Genomic DNA, 16754 nt, shown 5'->3' on the forward strand with positions numbered 1-16754 from the left:
CAGATTTGGCAGTGGGCAGAACTGATACTATCCAGCTTTTTTGTGCTGCGTCTATGGCCGCTGAAACGCTTTCATCACAATGACAACATCATTGGACGAAGGCGCGAGCCCGGAGGTTTTGATCATGCACACCCCCACCACAACCCTGCAAACCTGCCCCACGTGTGGCGCCCGTCCGCATGTTTTTGCCCGCCTGCTGAACACACTGCGCGGTTGGCGCAATCCGTCAGCGAGCGAAGCGCTCAGCGAAGAGCAGTTCAACGAAATGCGCTCGCTGGACGAAAATCTGAATGAACGGCGCGGTCAGGTGCACGACCGTCACTTCTTCTAATCCCCCAGACGATCTTGAATGCCGGCCTGCCTGGTGCACGCCGGCATTTTTTATGCGCCGGCGTGGGGCAAAAAAAAGCGGCCCGGATCATCTGATCCGGGCCGCTTTTTTCGCAATGATGGATTGTGATGTCAGCGCACCGCGGTTACGCGGCCTGACGTTCCAGCAAGGTCACATTATCACCACCGCCGATCGCAATCTTGCGCGGCTTGAAGGCTTCGGGCACTTCGCGCTTCAGTTCGATATTGAGCAAACCGTTTTCCAGCGAGGCGCCAACAACGCGCACATGATCGGCCAGGCGGAAGCTGTGCTCAAAGTCGCGGGCGGCGATGCCGTTGTGCAGATAAGTGGGGCGGTTTTCCGGGCGTTGCTTCTTGCCGGTTACCTTGAGGGTGTCGCGCACCAGTTCGATGTCCAGGTCTTGTTCACCAAAACCGGCCACCGCCATGGTGATGCGGTATTCGTCTTCAGCCACCAGTTCGATGTTGTACGGGGGATAGCTGGGTGCGCCATCGTTGCGCAGGGCTTCGTCAAACAATTGGGCCACACGATCAAAGCCGATGGCGGAGCGGTACAGCGGAGCAAAATCAAAAGCACGCATGGTTCATATCCTCGTTGGTTCAAGCAATATGGGTTGGGCGGGTCTCACCGTGAGCCCCCGCTGCAAAGGAAAATAGGCGCGCTTCAACGCCTTTCAAGCGCGGCCAGACCTGGTGATTTTTGCAATTTGAAAATTCAGAAACCGGCCAAATCTGTTGGCCCCTTTGCTGTGAGCGCCGCCGTTGGCGGCGGCTTAACCGCGTCGCGCATCGGATGCTCGCCTCCGGTCAGCCAGCCGCTGCACCAACCGATCCCACAAAAGCATGCAAAACCAACTAGAACCAGAGAGTTGCGCCAACTCTCAAGGGAAACATGTTGCGTATGCGCCAGCTGTGGCCTCGCAAGGTCGGGACGAAATTACTGGCGGTGATGTTGGTGGGCCTGGGCCTGTCTTTGTCGCTGGCTTTGCTGGCCATCTGGATGGTGTCGCGCGACGCCACCGCATCGTCACGCGCGCTGGCCATCCACGCCGCTGAGAACATGGCGTTGCAAGTCACCGCGCAAATGGGTGAGCACGATTTTCTCGATCCGCTGCCGCCGTTTGCGCGCTACAACATCCAGCGCACGCTGGATTACGCCAATCGCATCAAGGGCCGCGACGCCGAGATTTTTGATAGCAATCTCAAGATTGTGGCCGACACCGATCACGCCGACCTCGGCCGGCACGAACCCGAAGAATGGCGTGGCGTGCTGACCGCGATGTTGCACGACCGCCAGCCGCGTTTTTTTGCCGAAGCGGCGCGTGACGACCAGCCGTTTCATCTGCAAGTGGCGGTGCCGTTGCAAAACCAGTCGGGCGATCTGGTGGGTGGGGTCATCCTGGAATACACCGATCTGGCCGAAGAACTGGCGGCCTCAGCGCGGCATTCGATTCTGGTATTACTGGCCACCAGCCTGATTGCGCTGTTACTGATGCTGTATCTGGCGGCCACCACGGTGCGACCGATTGCGCGGGCGGTACGACGGCTGCACGGCGCGACACGGGCCTTGGCCACCGGCAAACCGGTGCGTCCGGTGGGCGTGCAAGGCAGCGACGAACTCAGCGAGTTGTCACGCGCATTTGATGAAATGAGCGAGCAACTCTCGGCCTCGCGCAGCGCCATCGAAACCGAAGTGATCGAACGGCGCGCCGCGCAAACCGCCTTGCAGGATGCCAATACCCAGCTGGAACACCGCGTGGCCGAGCGCACCGCGTCGCTGGAATCCATCAACCGGCAACTGGAAGACGAGCTGGCACACGGCAAGGAAATGGAACGCCAGCTGGAGCAACTGGCGCGGTTTGATTCGCTGACCGGGCTACCCAATCGCGCCATGTTCCTTACCTGCCTTGATCTGGCCATCAAGCGCGCCGATCGCAGCAAAAGCATGGTGGCGCTGATGTTTATCGATCTGGATCGCTTTAAGTCGATTAACGATTCGATGGGCCACCGCATTGGCGACCAGGTGTTGCAGCAAGCGGCGCAGCGCCTAAGCGGCTGCCTGCGTGAAGCCGATGTGGTGTCGCGCATCGGCGGCGATGAATTTACCGTAATCCTGGAAGACATCGCCGACACCGACGCTGCGCGCGCCGTGGCGGCGAAGATTGTGGCGGCGTTTGTAACGCCTGTCGTTATCGACGAGAAGGAGCTATTTTTATCCAGCAGCGTCGGCATCGCCTTGTATCCGCGCGACAGCACCGACCCCGGCATGTTGATGACGCAAGCCGACTTTGCCATGTATGAGGCCAAAGCCAACGGCCGCAACCAGTACGCGTTGCATTCCGAACAAATGGCCAGCGTGGTGCTGCAACGGCTGGCGCTGGAAAACGCCTTGCATCACGCGATCGAACGCAACGAGCTGTCGTTGCATTATCAGTTGCGCATTTCGGCCAGCGACCACCTTCCCACCGGAACGGAAGCCTTACTACGCTGGCAGCATCCCGAAATGGGTCAGATCGCGCCCGGCGACTTTATCCCGGTGGCGGAACACAGCGGCATGATTCTGGACATTGGCGAATGGGCCTTGCGCCGCGCCTGCGAGCAACACACTGAATGGCGCGAAGCCGGGCTGGCGCCGGGCATCATGGCGGTGAATATCTCGGCGGTGCAGTTCAAGCAGGGCGATTTTGTCGAGCGCGTGCTGCGCATTGTTAGCGAAACGCGCATGGTGGCGGGCCAGCTGGAACTGGAACTGACCGAGAGCATGCTGGCCGACAACCCGGAAAACGCCGCCGCGGTGATGCAGCAATTGCGCAACCACGGTATCGGCCTGGCCATTGATGATTTCGGCACCGGTTATTCCAGCCTTAGTTATCTAAAACGCTTTCCCGCTTCGCGCATCAAGATCGACCGCAGCTTTGTACACGACATCGATCTGAACCAGGAAGACGCCGCCATCGCCGCCGCCATTGTGGCGCTGGCGCGCAATCTGAATATCGATGTGACCGCCGAAGGCGTGGAAACCGGGGCACAACTGGCCCATCTGGCGCCGCTGGCGTGCGCGGATTACCAAGGCTTTTATTTTGCGCGGCCGCTGCCAGCCGACGAAGTCCGCGCCGCACTGCTGCCCCACACCGCAGCGGTGTAGTACGCATGCCTGTGGGCAGGACACCGCACCGGCTTGCGCCACGCGCTGACAACACAAACCCGGTCTTCTGGCAGAGAGTTGCGCCGCACTGTCTTGCTGCATTGCGGGCTGACGCTCAGTATGAAACATCCGCAATCTTGCCTTCAGGAAACCCATGACCGAGCTGGCCCTTAGACTGGTCAACGCGCACGCTGCCTCGCGCTCGTGGTTGCGCCGCCTGCGCACGTTTATCGGGCCCGGGTTTCTGATTGCGGTCGGCTATATGGACCCTGGCAACTGGGCCACCGATATGGCTGCGGGCTCGGCGCTGGGTTACTCGCTGCTGTGGGTGGTGCTGGCGGCCAATATCGCCGCGCTGTTCATGCAATATCTATCGGCCAAGCTGGGCGTGGTGACGGGGCACGATCTGGCGCAACTGTGCCGCATGCGCAGCTCGCGCGCGGTTAATCTGATTAACTGGATAGGCTGCGAGCTGGCGATTTGCGCCTGCGATCTGGCCGAAGTAATCGGTAGCGCCATCGCATTGAACCTGCTGTTTGGGCTGCCCGTGCTATACGGCGTGGTATTGACCGTGGCCGATGCGCTGCTGGTGTTGTGGCTGACGCAGCGCGATATGAAGCGGCTGGAAAAACTGGTGTATGTGCTGGTCGGCACCGTCGCGTTTGCCTTTCTGGGCGAGCTGATTCTGGCGCGGCCCGACTGGTTGGCAGTGGCAGGCGGCGCAGTACCGTCATTGACGCCGCTAGGCACCAGCACTGGCATGTTGCTGGCCGTGGGCATCGTCGGCGCGACCGTCATGCCGCATAACCTGTATCTGCATTCCTCCATCGTGCGTGGCCCCAAAAGCGAAAATGCGCGCGGCCGCGCCACCCGGCTGGGTTTTGTGACGTGGGATCTGATCCTGGCGCTGATGCTGGCGTTTGCGGTTAACGCTTCGATGCTGATCCTGGCCGCCAGCGCGTTTCATGAAAACGGCATCACTCACATCGCGACGCTGGAAGACGCGCATCGTCTGCTGCAGCCTTTGCTCGGCAGCGCGCTGGCGCCCATCCTGTTTGGCGTGGCGCTGTTGGCGGCGGGCCAGAGCGCCACGCTGACCGCCACGCTGGCGGGCCAGACCATCATGCAAGGGTTTCTGGGCTGGCAGGTGTCGGCCGCTTTGCGCCGCGTGCTGACGCGCTTGATCGCCATCGTGCCCGCGTTGTTAGCGGTGCTATTTTTTGGCGAACAAGCCTTGGGCCGCTTGCTGATCCTCAGTCAGGTGGCATTGTCGCTCCAGTTGCCGTTTGCAATTGCTCCGCTGGTGCGCTTTACCAGTAACAAGCAGTTGATGGGCGCGCAGGTGAATGCCACGTGGCTAAGCGTGCTGGCGTGGCTGATCGTAGGCTGCGTGGTGGCCGGTAACGCGGTGGTGCTGTGGCAGATGTAACGCAGCTCACCGCCCACCGGGTCGACGCGCCGATCGCGTAAGTATCGCTGGGCAATTTTTGATTAAAGCCGATACAATGCGCGCCATTCTTACGCCGCGACCTCAATCATTGACCATCCGGTCAGTCCGATCCGCTGCGCGGCAAGCCCCGTCTGGGTTGGCTAGACTGACGAAGTGCCGTTGCGCTGGCACACGCGGTCACCCCGATGTCAAAACTGACTGATATCATTATTTGATAATGAACTGAGAATTCGACCGCGTTGGCCCTTATCCAACGTGGCCCGTCGCCGTGTTAACGAAAACATGGCGACCTTCGCGCCACTTTGATCCACATTGACCAAGAGAGTCCCCATGCGTGCCCTTTGGATTGCGTGTCTGGCAGCCCTTGCCCTGAACGCCCACGCCGAAACCGGTGTAACCGATAGCGAAATCATCATTGGCCAGTCCGCTGCCCTTTCCGGCCCCGCCGCCAAACTGGGCCAGGGCGTCAATCGCGGCGCCAAAGCCTATTTCGACTACGTAAACCAGCATGGCGGTGTAAATGGCCGCAAGATCAAACTGGTGGCGCTGGACGATGGTTATGAGCCTGATCGCGCTGCCGCCAATACCAAAGAGCTGATCGGCAAACAGAATGCATTTGCCTTGTTTGGCTACGTGGGTACGCCGACCTCCAATGCGTCTTTGCCCGCGATCAAAGAAGCACATATTCCGTTTGTAGCGCCCTATACCGGCGCCGCCAGCTTGCGTACGCCGGTGATCAAGGAAGTGTTTAACGTGCGCGCTGGCTATGCCGACGAAGCCGCACGGGTGGCTTCGGCCATGAGCAAGATCGGCATGAAAACGGTCAACGTGTTCTATCAGGATGACGCCTACGGTCAGGCAGGCCTGAAAGCCATGCAGGACGCCGCGCCCAAATTCGGCATCACCATCAATGCCACTGCCACGGTAAAACGTAACACCGTGGACGTCGCGAATGCCATCAACGAACTGATCGTCAAGAAACCGGCCAACGCCGTGTTCATGGTTACCGCCTACAAATCGAGCGCCGCCTTTATCACTGCCGCACGCGCCAAAAACTCGATTGGCCCGTTCTATAACGTCAGCTTTGTCGGTACCGAAGCGCTGATCGCCGAACTGAAAAACGACGGCAGTGGCCTGATCGTGTCGCAAGTGATGCCCTCGCCGTATAACCCGGTGCTGCCGGTCACTATTGATTACATCAAGGTAATGACCGCAGAAGGCATCAAGGACGTGGATTACCCCAGCCTGGAAGGCTACATCGGCGCACGCGTGCTGGTGGAAGGCCTGAAGCGCGCCGGTAAAGGACTGACGCGCGAGAAGCTGATTTCGTCACTGGAAGGGCTGAGCGACTATGACCTGGGCGGGTTCCGTGTGAAATTTTCGGGATCGGATCATGAGGCTTCGTCGTTTGTGGATCTGACCGTGATCGATAAGGACGGCCACATCCACTCTTAAGCGGGGGGATGGCGCAAGGCAGCCATCCTGAATTCCCGCGGTGCTCACGATGCTGATGAGCACCCACGCCCACTGCGCTTGTTCCGCTCCGGCAGTATTCAACCTGCCTACCTTGCAACAGCCCCGACGCGGCTTCGGTTTAACAACCATGGCTTGCCTGGGGCTGTTTTCTTTTGTGGCTTGCGGAGGCGAGGCGCTGTCGCCTCTGCCTCCTGCCACCATGGCGCCATTGTTCCAGGGCATTTTATTTAGCGAGTTTTCTTATCCTTTGTTTTTCGAGCATTCCTTATGCTGGCCGGGTGCTGAAAAAAGCACGCATTGGCGAATTTGCCGTGGTTTGCAAAAGGAGTGTGTATGACTGACGTGATCGACCCAAGGGCACAGAAAGCGCGTGACGTGCGCAAGCGTATGGCAAGTGCGCGGCGGGCGTTTTCGTATCCGGACCCAGATGCGGGACCATTTGATTTTGAGGCTTGCAAACAAGCGTATGCAAATCGACATGGGCCGCCCCGGCCCTTTATTGACGTTCTGTTTGCTATGCCCAATGTAGGTCTGGACGAAGATTTCGCGCGTGATAATGGCGGCGGCAGAGATGTGCGCGATGGCCTATCTGATTGATACCAATGTGTTATGCGAGCAGCGTAAGGGCCCCTCTGCAGATCCAGGCGTTCAGCGCTTTGCCTTGCGCTGCGAGGAAGAAGGCGATCAACCCCAGATCTCGGCCATCAGTCTGGGTGAAATCAGGTACGGCATCGAAAAACTGCGGCATCGCGGTGATCTGCCGCAGGCGGACGGATTGGAAAACTGGTTTGCTGAGGTACTGTTTGAATATCAAAACCGCGTGTTGCCAGTCGATGCCGAGGTGGCGCAGTTATGGGGCCATTTGAGGGTGCCGCATCAGCAAGATCCGGTGGATAAACTGATTGCTGCAACAGCGATTGCGCATGGCTTGACCATGGTTACACGCAATGTCCGCCATTTTCAGCAAGCTGGCCTTGATATCGTGAATCCGTTTTCGAATTAACCCACTATGCGGATGGGCCACGCTCAAATGATGAACGTGCCCGAAACAAAAACGCCCGACACAAAGTGCCGGGCGTCTTGATATGGCGGTCGCTCAGGGTTTAGCTGAACAGCGCCAGGGTCTTTTTGACGGTCTGGAACACGCCCCACACCAGCGGTGCGAGGACGGCGATCCAGAGGATGATGCCTTTGACTTTGTCGTCCATGTTGCTTAAGCCTCTTTGGTCAGGAAGCGCGCGTTCACCGGCTTCACGAGGGAGTTGCAGATAAAGCCAACAATCAGCAGGCCAGCCATCACGTACATGGTGGTGCTGTAGGCTTCGGCCTTGGCCACGCCGTGGGCGATCTGGTTTTCACGCATGTAGTTCACGATCACCGGGCCAGCGACACCGGCCACCGACCATGCGGTAAGCAGACGGCCGTGGATGGCGCCGACATAGCGCGTGCCAAACTTGTCCGACAGATAGGCCGGGATAGTGGCGAAGCCGCCGCCGTACATCGACAGGATGACGGCATACAGCGCAACAAACAGCGCAACGCTGCCGGTGCCTACGGTCGGCACCAGTGCGTACAGCACCGCGCCCAGCAGCAGGAACACCAGGTAAGTGCCTTTACGACCCAGCACGTCCGACACGCTCGACCAGAAGAAGCGGCCGCCCATGTTAAACAGGCTCAGCAAGCCCACGAAGCCCGCAGCCGCAGCCGGGGTGACGGAGCCTTTGAATACTTCCTGGATCATCAACGACGCCTGGCCCAGCACACCGATCCCTGCGGTCACGTTCAGGCACAGCACCGCCCACAGCAGCCAGAATTGCGGGGTCTTGTGTGCCACGTCCACGTGCACGTATTCGGTCGACGCCAGCTTGTCGGTGGAGACTTTTTCGACAAAGCCTTCCGGTTTCCAGCCCGCAGCCGGCAAACGCACGGTAAACGCACCCACCAGCATGTACAGCGTATAGATCACGCCCATCACGACGAAGGTTTCGGCGATACCCGGGGTATCGGTGCTCTTGAAATGGTCCATCAGCGACACGGCCAGCGGCGCGCCGATCATGGCGCCACCGCCAAAGCCCATGATGGCCATGCCGGTTGCCATACCGCGACGATCCGGGAACCACTTGATCAGCGTCGACACCGGCGACACATAACCCAGGCCCAGGCCAATACCACCCAGCACGCCGTAGCCTGCATACAGCAGCCACAGTTGCTGCAGCTTGATGCCCAGCGCTGAAATCAGAAAGCCGCCGCCAAAGCACAGTGCGGAGGTAAACATCGTGGCGCGCGGGCCCACGCGTTCCAGCCACTTGCCGCCAAAGGCAGCCGACAGGCCCAGGAACACGATTGCCAGCGAGAAGATCCAGCCCAGGTCCGGAATACTCCAGCCAAAGGCTTTGTTCAGCGGCGCGTTAAACACCGAGAATGCATAGGCCTGGCCGATGCACAGATGGATTGCGAGTGCGGCCGGCGGAATCAACCAACGGTTGAAACCCGGTTTGGCAACGCTGTGTTGCTTATCGAGTAGCGATAACAGACTCATGAGAGCTTCCCTGTTTATAGTGCGGCCGGTTAACGGCTCAGCGTTTGAGTACGGGCTCCCTCTGCGGGGACCGCGTATCACCATACAAAAAACGGTGCTCTGATTCCGGTCAAGGTTTCAGGCTGCGAGCATGATAATCCGCTTATATTCGTTTTGGGATAGCTCTGACGTGCTTAAGCACAAACGGTGTGACTTACCCGCTCTGCGGAGCGCGCAGTGAGAATCGGCCTACGACGCCACGCCACAGCGTAAGGCTTTGATCTGTCTGCAAGAAAACACGTAGACAGTGAAGACGTCAGGGTTAGAGTGCATCAGGTGGCGCAGACCACATTTCAGTGGGGTTACAGCAAAGCTGTTGCGTGATTGCAAAGTTTGCAATAAATGCCGATGCGCTTGGCTAGCAAAACAAAAGCCGTGCCTCTGACCAAGCGACACGGCTTAAGAATGCGAACTTATAGGGTGGGACTAGACCCACCATTTAAAGCCATCAACAAACGCCGACATCCGCGTCTCTCTTTGGCCACTTTATCGGGTGGGTCCAGACGGGGACGCCAAGTCGCACCTAATGCTTTCAGACGCCCTGCATCACGCCAGCGCCAGCGCTGGGATGGCACACATACGTAATCGCCTTTTCACCAGCAGCATTACGGTAATGCGCTTCAACCGCCGCCACAGCGGTATCGACCAGCGCGTGCGGCAGCAACGCCACCACGCAGCCGCCAAAGCCGCCCCCGGTCATGCGTACGCCGCCCTGCTCGCCCACTGCGGCTTTCACGATTTCCACCAGTTGATCAATCAGCGGCACGGTAATCTCGAAATCGTCGCGCATGGAGTTATGCGATTGTTCCATCAGCACGGCCATGCGCTGGATATCACCCTTGGTCAGCGCCTGGGTGGCTTCCAGCACGCGGGCGTTCTCGGTGATGATGTGGCGCGCGCGGCGGAAAACCACCGGGTCCAGCTTGCTTTCTTCGGCCAGCAACTGGTTCAACGTCACGTCGCGCAGTTTGCCCACGTGGAAATGCGCGGCGGCCGCTTCGCATTGTTCGCGTCGGGTGTTGTATTCACTGCCCACCAGACCACGCTGGATACGCGAATTGATGATCAGCACCGACAGCGCTTCCGGCATGGCCACCGGCAGCGTTTCCAGGGTACGACAATCGATCAGCAGCGCGTGGCCAGTCTGGCCGCAAGCCGAAATCAGCTGGTCCATGATGCCGCAACGGGTGCCGACAAATTCGTTCTCGGCATGTTGCGCGTTCAGCGCATTGGCTTGCGCGGTCAGCACCAGACCACACGCAGTCTTCACCGCCTGGCCCACTGCCACCAGCAAGGACGCGGACGAGCTCAAACCCGTGCCTTGGGGGATGTTGCCGCTGATAACCATATCAAGGCCATCAAAGCTATGGCCCGCGCCCAGCAAATCCTTGATCGCGCCGCGCACATAGGTCGACCACAGTTGCGCGGGGTGATGCACGATGGGTTCGTCGAGGCTGAAGGTATCTTCTTCGCCGGCATAGTCCGCCGCGATCACGCGCACCGTGCGATCGGCACGCGGGCTGCAGGCAATCGCGGTATGAAAATCGATCGCGCACGGCAGCACAAAGCCATCGTTGTAATCAGTGTGTTCGCCGATCAGGTTAACGCGGCCGGGGGCCTGGATTACGTGGCGCGGCGCTTGGCCAAACACTTGGGAAAACTGGGCAATGACACGGGCTTGAGGTTCAGACATCGTTATTGCTCCGCCATTAACTGGCTGCGGGTTCGTTCGCCGAAGCGAGATAGTGTTGAGTGGCGCTCACCTGGCGCAATTGCGCGGCGGCTTGTTCGGGTGTGATATCGCGTTGCGTTTCGGCCATCATTTCATAGCCGACCATAAATTTCTTCACCGAGGCCGAACGCAGCAACGGCGGATAAAAGTGCGCATGCAGTTGCCAGTGCGGCTGGTCTTCATCGGTATTCGTGGCGCGGCCGTGCCAGCCCATCGAATACGGAAACGAGCACTGGAACAGATTATCGTAGCGCGTCGTCAGCTGTTTGATGGCGACGGCCAGGTCGGCGCGTTGCGCGGCGCTTAGTTGGTCCAGATGCGATACATGCGCTTTGGGCAGCAACAGGGTTTCAAACGGCCACGCGGCCCAATACGGCACCACGGCAATCCAGTGTTCGGTATCGACCACCACGCGTTCGGTATCGGCTTCGCGCTGGGCATAATCCACCAGCATCGGACGGCCGTGCTGCGCGTAATAGGCGCGCTGATGTTCGTCTTCAGCCTCGACTTCGGTCGGCAGAAAATTGCTGGCCCATAACTGCCCATGCGGATGTGGATTGGAACATCCCATCACCGCGCCCTTGTTTTCAAATACTTGTACCCAGCGATATTTCTGGCCCAGCTCGGCCACTTGTTCCACCCACACATCCACCACGCGCTCAAGCGCATCCAGCGGCAGTTCCGGCAGGGTTTTGGCGTGGTCGGGCGAAAAACAAATCACGCGCGCTTCGCCCTGCGCCTGCGAGGCCTGGAATAGCGGGTCGTCGTTGGCAGGCGGCGCGGGCGTGTCTTGCAGCAGCGCGGCAAAGTCATTGGCAAACACAAAGGTGTGCGTATAAGCCGGGTTGACCGCGCCATTGGCACGCGTATTACCGGCGCATAAGTAGCAGGTGGCGTCATGAGATGGACGGATCGCGCGTTCTGGCGCGTCTTGCTGGCCTTGCCAGGGACGACGGGCGCGGTGCGGCGAAACCAGCACCCAACGTCCAACCAGGGGGTTGTAACGGCGGTGTGGGTGATCGGCGGGGTTGAACATCCGGGGATTTCCTTTGCGGCGTGAGTGCTCAGTGTAACCCGCGGCGAGCGGGTGCTGCTCATTATTACTAATAATTAGCGATAACTCCAGCACGCTGTGTATCAACCGCCCTACGCCGACTGCAGCGGGGGCTTACCTTGGCATGGACGCGCGCTGCCGCATATGGACAAAACGCGTGGGAATATGAATTCGCCACGCGTTTTGTGATGACCGGTTCAGGAATGATGCGGGTGCATATGGCTGTGTTCGGCGGCGCAACTGCCACCTTGTTTCTGGCAGGCGCCGCACAGCGCTTTGACTTCCAGATGCGGTGGCGCTTCGCCAAAACCGTTATCCGCCAACAGCTTGCGAAAGAAATAGCCACTGTCTTCCGATCTGGCTTCCGCCACCTTGCCGCAGCACGGGCAGATTAAAAACAGTGTTTGCGCACCGTGGTCATGCTGTTGGCAGGCCACATAGCCGTTAACTACATCCAGCCGATGCACCAAGCCTTCGGTTTCGAGGAATTCGAGCGCACGATAAATCGTGGGCGGCGTCAGCGAGGCAATCTCGGGCCGCAATTGCTCCAGCAAGTCATAGGCTTTGCAATAACCGGGCTGGTCCGCCACGCGCTGCAATACCTGACGCCGGATCGGCGTCAGCCGCGTGCCATGCTCGCGGCAACGTTCGGCGGCGTAATCAAGAAATTGCTCTGTATTCATGGTGGATTCCAGCGGGCGGTGCCGACGATTCTACAAGCCGCCGCCACCCCCGCATAGACGCCACCTATCCTTGCACCAGATGGGCCAATGGTCGCTGCTTATAGATGGTGCGATAAAAATCCAGCCGATGCGCCAGCACATCGGCGCGCGCGCTCTGCGGCAAATATTCGGCGCGTACCGGTGGCTTGCGACAAATCTCCGCCTCGTCGCCGCCGCTACACAACCAGCCCAATCGCGCCGCGCCCAGCGCCCCGCCCGATTCGCCGCCCTGATGCGTCACGATGCGCGTGTTCAGCACATCGGCAATCAGTTGCGCCCAGTACGGACTACGCGCGCCGCCGCCCATCAAGGACAGCGTATCGACTTGCGTGCCCGCCGCACTCAGCGCGTCCAGACCGTCTTTCAGCGCAAACGCCACGCCTTCGAGCACGGCATAACCGAGCATGGCGCGGTCAGTCGCCAGCGTCATGCCATGGAAAACCCCTTGTGCATACGGGTCGTTATGTGGGGTGCGCTCGCCCGATAGATAAGGCAGAAACACCGGCGACTGATCCAGCATGGTGGCGGACAGCGCGGCCACCTCGGGCAGCAGCGTCGCCTCATCGGTGCTGGTTAACTTGCATAGCCAACGCAAGCAACTGGCCGCCGACAGCACCACACTCATCTGATGCCAGCGGCCGGGCAGCGCATGGCAAAACGCATGGACGGCGCTGGCCGGATTGGGCCGGAATTGATCGTTAACCACAAACATCACGCCCGATGTGCCCAGCGAAATAAAGCCATCGCCCGGCACCGTCGCGCCGATGCCGACCGCGCTGGCGGCATTGTCGCCGCCGCCCCCCGCCACCACCACATTGGGCGACAAGCCCCATTGCTGCGCCAACGCAGGCAACAAGGTGCCCGACACCGCATCGCCTTCCACCAGGCGCGGCATATGGCTGCGGTTAAGGCCGGTGGCGGCCAGCAGCTCATCCGACCAGTCGCGTTTGGCCACATCCAGCCACAAGGTGCCGGCGGCGTCGGACGGTTCGCTGGCTTTTTCACCCGTCAGTTGCAAACGCAGCCAGTCTTTGGGCAACAGCACCATGCGGATGGCTTTAAAGACATTGGGCTCGTGCTTTTGCAGCCACAGCAGCTTGGGCGCGGTAAAACCGGGCATCGCCAGATTGCCGGCAATGGCATGCAGATCAGGCGCGCGTTCGGTCAGCTCGGCGCATTCGTCCGCGCTGCGCATGTCATTCCACAAAATCGCCGGGCGCAAGACGCGGTCCGAGGCATCCAGCACCACCGCGCCATGCATCTGGCCGCTTAAACCAATCGCGCGCACTTCGGCAAATTGCGCAGGGTGGCCCGCACGCAATTGTTCGATGGCCTGTTGCGTGGCGCTCCACCACATCGCCGGGTCTTGTTCGGACCAGCGTGGGTGCGGCCGGCTGACCGTTAACGCAGTGCCTGCGGTGGCCACCAGATGATTGCGGTTGTCGAGCAGCACAACCTTGACTTCAGACGTGCCCAGATCGATGCCCAGATACATTGCGAGATGTCCTTGTGGTGTTTATGCCGCGGCCAGCCAGGCGTCGACTTTGCCCAGCGCTTCGCGCAGCACGTTTTCCAGTTCTGGCGTGCCCGCGCCCTTGCCCCATAGCATCGGATCGGCGGCAAAGCGTTTTACCGGATCGGCATCGGCCAGCATGGCGCGCGTGGCGGCTTCATCCAGAATGCCGTCCTGATACTGATACGGCAACTGGCCCGCTGCCCAGCGCTGCAGAAAGCGGAAGAACAAGGCTGGCAGCATCGCCGTGGCATGCGGCGTCTTACCGCGCGCAAAACACTCGTTGATGGTGGGCGCAATAAAGCCCGGCAACTTGCTGAAGCCATCGGCGGCCACGCGCTGGTTGCTGTCCTGAATATGCGGGTTGCTAAAGCGGTCGAGCACCACATCGCGGTACTTGCCCAGGTCCAGCGGGCTGGGGCTCAGGCACGGGATCACGTCTTCGGTGACATAGTCATACGCCATTTGCCGGATCGCCGGCACCACGGTGCCTTCATGAATATAGTTGAGTCCGGTCAGCGTGCCGGCCCAAGCGATGCAACTATGCGTGGCGTTGAGGATACGGATCTTGGCTTCCTCATACGGCAGGACGGACTCGACCATCTCGACGCCGACGTTTTCCAGCGCCGGGCGGCCCGCAATAAAGTGATCTTCAATCACCCACTGGATAAAGCTCTCGCCCATCACGGCGGCTTCGTCTTTAACGCCGGTGCTGGCCAGCACGCGCTCGGCCACTGCGGGCACCGGGCGCGGGGTAATGCGGTCGACCATGCAATTGGGGCTGGCGGTGTGGGTGGCGGCCCAGTCACGCAATGGGGTTTCGCCACGCAATTCCAGAAACTGCAGCAAGCCATCGCGGAAACGCTCGCCGTTATGGCGCAAGTTATCGCAGTTAAGTAGCGTCACGGCGCCGGCGTCATTGGCCTGGCGCGCTTTCAGAATGGCGGTGATCGCGCCGTAGATGGTGCGTTTGCTATCGCCTTTCAGATCCGCCGCCAGGTCCGGATTGGACTGGTCCAGCTTGAAATGATGGTCAAGGTAATACCCGGCTTCCGTCACGGTAAACGAGATGATGCGGGTCGACGCTTCCGCGCCCGCCGCCGTTAGCGCCGCCAGATCGGCATCCCAATCCACAATGCGGCTTACCGATTTGATGCGCTCGTATTCACGCACGCCCGCCGGGTCGACGGTTTCCAGCGTGTATTCGCCATTCTGGCGTTGCAGCGCTTGCAGCAGCGGCGTCATGTCGTCGCGGATATTGCCCAGCGCCAGCGTCCAGCTATGGTCGCCACTTTGCAGCAAACGATGCAGATACCAGGCCTGATGCGCGCGGTGAAAAGATCCGGCGCCGATATGCAGCCAGGTGGCTTGCGAGTGATTCATGCTGGTTCTCCTTGAGCGATGTTTGTGACGGCAAGCCGGGCCCCTGCCGACGTCGGGAAGACGTCAGCCTGGCCATCCGGCATACCGGTTACGAGTTAAAAATGAAGCGGTCAGGTGGCTGCTGGGTTCAGCGTATTACGCCGCCTGCAGCAGTTTGATCCGGCGCGCCGCCTGGCCATTGCCGTCAAACAGATGGCAACGCTCGGGGTCGGCGCTCAGTGCAATCTGCGCGCCATGCGCGTATTCCTGTTCTTCCGGCACGCGCAAGATCAGGCCTTCCGGCGCGGCGGGGCAGTCGGCGTAGACATAAGCAAAGTCGCCCAGCGATTCTTGTGCGGTGACGCGGGCCGAGAAAGCGCCGCCGCTGGTCACGTGCAGATGTTCGGGGCGCACGCCCAGCGTGACGGTGTCGCCCACTTTCAGCGTGGACGATTCCACCGCTGCAGCCTGCGACCCGCCCCCCACCAGGCTGACATGCACCAGGCCATCAGCAATGGCGCTGATCTGGCCATCAAAGAAGTTCATCTTGGGCGAGCCAATAAAGCCCGCTACAAAGCGGTTGGCCGGATGGTGGTACAGCGTGTGCGGCGAGCCCACTTGTTCGATGCGGCCCGCCGACAGCACCACAATCTTGTCGGCCAGCGTCATGGCTTCCACTTGATCGTGCGTCACGTAGATCATCGTGGTCTTGAGCTGATCGTGCAGGCGGCTGAATTCCAGACGCATTTTGACGCGCAGCGCGGCGTCCAGGTTGGACAGCGGCTCGTCAAACAAAAACACCTTGGGCTCACGCGTAATGGCGCGGCCAATGGCCACCCGCTGGCGCTGGCCGCCCGACAAGGCGCGCGGTTTGCGGTCGAGCAAGTGGTCGATGTGCAGGATTTTGGCCGCCTTTTGCACAGCCACGTCGATTTCTTCTTTGGATTTGCCCGCCAGCTTCAGACCAAACGCCATGTTTGCGTACAGCGTCATATGCGGGTACAGCGCGTAGCTCTGGAACACCATCGCAATGCCGCGTTTGGCCGCGGGCACTTCGTTCATACGCGCTTCGCCAATCTTGAGTTCACCCGCGGTGATTTCTTCAAGGCCCGCAATCATGCGCAGCAAGGTGGATTTGCCGCAGCCCGACGGGCCGACAAACACCACAAATTCGCCGTCTTCGATATCGAGGTTGATATCGCGCATGACTTCCACTTCGTCATAGCGCTTTTGAATGTTACGCAGAGTCAGTCCAGCCATTGCTTTCTTCCTTGAGTGCCAGCGCGCACAGATCGCGCCGGATAACGGGGATAAAAAAGAACTGCGTTTTATCTCGTGTGCCTATCGATACATTGACCGCTAGCGGCCAGG

General features: G+C 59.9%; 13 protein-coding genes and 1 pseudogene. 6 read left to right on the forward strand and 8 right to left on the reverse strand.

What is annotated here, in order from left to right; all coding sequences use genetic code 11:
• The first annotated feature begins 124 nt into the window (after positions 1-124).
• Entirely contained in the window at positions 125-331 is a 207-nt protein-coding gene (locus tag WG78_RS09635) for a hypothetical protein (RefSeq protein WP_152969138.1), read from the forward strand.
• Positions 332-476: 145 nt separating this feature from the next.
• On the opposite strand, the gene WG78_RS09640 is transcribed toward WG78_RS09635, so the two are convergent.
• Positions 477-932: an Hsp20 family protein gene (locus WG78_RS09640; protein WP_053937599.1), complete on the reverse strand. Its 456-nt coding sequence runs from the start codon at positions 930-932 to the stop codon at positions 477-479.
• 320 nt (positions 933-1252) lie between these two features.
• Here WG78_RS09640 and WG78_RS09645 point away from each other — a divergent pair, with 320 nt between their 5' ends.
• The 5 genes from WG78_RS09645 to WG78_RS09660 all read left to right on the forward strand — a co-directional run bounded on the left by WG78_RS09645 (position 1253) and on the right by WG78_RS09660 (position 7425).
• Positions 1253-3496, forward strand: coding sequence for a putative bifunctional diguanylate cyclase/phosphodiesterase (locus WG78_RS09645; protein ID WP_053937600.1), 2244 nt, complete (start codon positions 1253-1255; stop codon positions 3494-3496).
• 154 nt (positions 3497-3650) lie between these two features.
• Positions 3651-4925: an Nramp family divalent metal transporter gene (locus WG78_RS09650; RefSeq protein WP_053937601.1), complete on the forward strand. Its 1275-nt coding sequence runs from the start codon at positions 3651-3653 to the stop codon at positions 4923-4925.
• Positions 4926-5276: 351 nt separating this feature from the next.
• Positions 5277-6401 (forward strand): ABC transporter substrate-binding protein, encoded by a 1125-nt coding sequence (locus WG78_RS09655; RefSeq protein ID WP_053937602.1) that lies wholly within the window; start codon positions 5277-5279, stop codon positions 6399-6401.
• Between the two features lie 354 nt (positions 6402-6755).
• Positions 6756-7019 (forward strand): alpha/beta hydrolase family protein, encoded by a 264-nt coding sequence (locus tag WG78_RS22400; protein ID WP_152969139.1) that lies wholly within the window; start codon positions 6756-6758, stop codon positions 7017-7019.
• Positions 7003-7425: a type II toxin-antitoxin system VapC family toxin gene (locus WG78_RS09660; protein WP_053937603.1), complete on the forward strand. Its 423-nt coding sequence runs from the start codon at positions 7003-7005 to the stop codon at positions 7423-7425. The genes WG78_RS22400 and WG78_RS09660 overlap by 17 nt, the downstream gene beginning before the upstream one ends.
• A 100-nt stretch (positions 7426-7525) precedes the next feature.
• Here the strand turns inward: WG78_RS09660 and WG78_RS09665 are convergent.
• The 7 genes and pseudogenes from WG78_RS09665 to WG78_RS09695 all read right to left on the reverse strand — a co-directional run bounded on the left by WG78_RS09665 (position 7526) and on the right by WG78_RS09695 (position 16643).
• A pseudogene (locus WG78_RS09665) lies at positions 7526-8961 on the reverse strand (L-lactate MFS transporter).
• Positions 8962-9532: 571 nt separating this feature from the next.
• Positions 9533-10693, reverse strand: a complete 1161-nt coding sequence (gene galK, locus WG78_RS09670; RefSeq protein ID WP_053937605.1) for a galactokinase — start codon at positions 10691-10693, stop codon at positions 9533-9535.
• Positions 10694-10709: 16 nt separating this feature from the next.
• Positions 10710-11768 (reverse strand): UDP-glucose--hexose-1-phosphate uridylyltransferase, encoded by a 1059-nt coding sequence (locus tag WG78_RS09675; protein WP_053937606.1) that lies wholly within the window; start codon positions 11766-11768, stop codon positions 10710-10712.
• 215 nt (positions 11769-11983) lie between these two features.
• Positions 11984-12469, reverse strand: coding sequence for a Fur family transcriptional regulator (locus tag WG78_RS09680; protein WP_053937607.1), 486 nt, complete (start codon positions 12467-12469; stop codon positions 11984-11986).
• A gap of 64 nt (positions 12470-12533) precedes the next feature.
• Positions 12534-14003, reverse strand: coding sequence for a xylulokinase (xylB, locus tag WG78_RS09685; RefSeq protein WP_053937608.1), 1470 nt, complete (start codon positions 14001-14003; stop codon positions 12534-12536).
• Positions 14004-14024: 21 nt separating this feature from the next.
• Positions 14025-15404 (reverse strand): D-arabinitol 4-dehydrogenase, encoded by a 1380-nt coding sequence (gene dalD, locus WG78_RS09690; protein WP_053937609.1) that lies wholly within the window; start codon positions 15402-15404, stop codon positions 14025-14027.
• A 135-nt stretch (positions 15405-15539) separates the two neighbouring features.
• Entirely contained in the window at positions 15540-16643 is a 1104-nt protein-coding gene (locus WG78_RS09695; RefSeq protein ID WP_053937610.1) for an ABC transporter ATP-binding protein, read from the reverse strand.
• Between the last annotated feature and the right edge of the window lie 111 nt (positions 16644-16754).

This window comes from Amantichitinum ursilacus, assembly GCF_001294205.1.
In the GTDB taxonomy this organism is placed as follows: Bacteria; Pseudomonadota; Gammaproteobacteria; order Burkholderiales; family Chitinibacteraceae; genus Amantichitinum; species Amantichitinum ursilacus.

Bases quoted from the DNA above. Each gene is read 5' to 3' on its own strand.
- WG78_RS09645 (WP_053937600.1), top strand. From the start codon at position 1,253: ATGCGCCAGCTGTGGCCTCGCAAGGTCGGGACGAAATTACTGGCGGTG.
- WG78_RS09675 (WP_053937606.1), bottom strand. From the start codon at position 11,768: ATGTTCAACCCCGCCGATCACCCACACCGCCGTTACAACCCCCTGGTT.
- WG78_RS09695 (WP_053937610.1), bottom strand. From the start codon at position 16,643: ATGGCTGGACTGACTCTGCGTAACATTCAAAAGCGCTATGACGAAGTG.
- galK (WP_053937605.1), bottom strand. From the start codon at position 10,693: ATGTCTGAACCTCAAGCCCGTGTCATTGCCCAGTTTTCCCAAGTGTTT.
- WG78_RS09635 (WP_152969138.1), top strand. From the start codon at position 125: ATGCACACCCCCACCACAACCCTGCAAACCTGCCCCACGTGTGGCGCC.
- WG78_RS22400 (WP_152969139.1), top strand. From the start codon at position 6,756: ATGACTGACGTGATCGACCCAAGGGCACAGAAAGCGCGTGACGTGCGC.
- WG78_RS09660 (WP_053937603.1), top strand. From the start codon at position 7,003: ATGGCCTATCTGATTGATACCAATGTGTTATGCGAGCAGCGTAAGGGC.
- WG78_RS09655 (WP_053937602.1), top strand. From the start codon at position 5,277: ATGCGTGCCCTTTGGATTGCGTGTCTGGCAGCCCTTGCCCTGAACGCC.
- xylB (WP_053937608.1), bottom strand. From the start codon at position 14,003: ATGTATCTGGGCATCGATCTGGGCACGTCTGAAGTCAAGGTTGTGCTG.
- WG78_RS09650 (WP_053937601.1), top strand. From the start codon at position 3,651: ATGACCGAGCTGGCCCTTAGACTGGTCAACGCGCACGCTGCCTCGCGC.
- WG78_RS09640 (WP_053937599.1), bottom strand. From the start codon at position 932: ATGCGTGCTTTTGATTTTGCTCCGCTGTACCGCTCCGCCATCGGCTTT.
- dalD (WP_053937609.1), bottom strand. From the start codon at position 15,404: ATGAATCACTCGCAAGCCACCTGGCTGCATATCGGCGCCGGATCTTTT.
- WG78_RS09680 (WP_053937607.1), bottom strand. From the start codon at position 12,469: ATGAATACAGAGCAATTTCTTGATTACGCCGCCGAACGTTGCCGCGAG.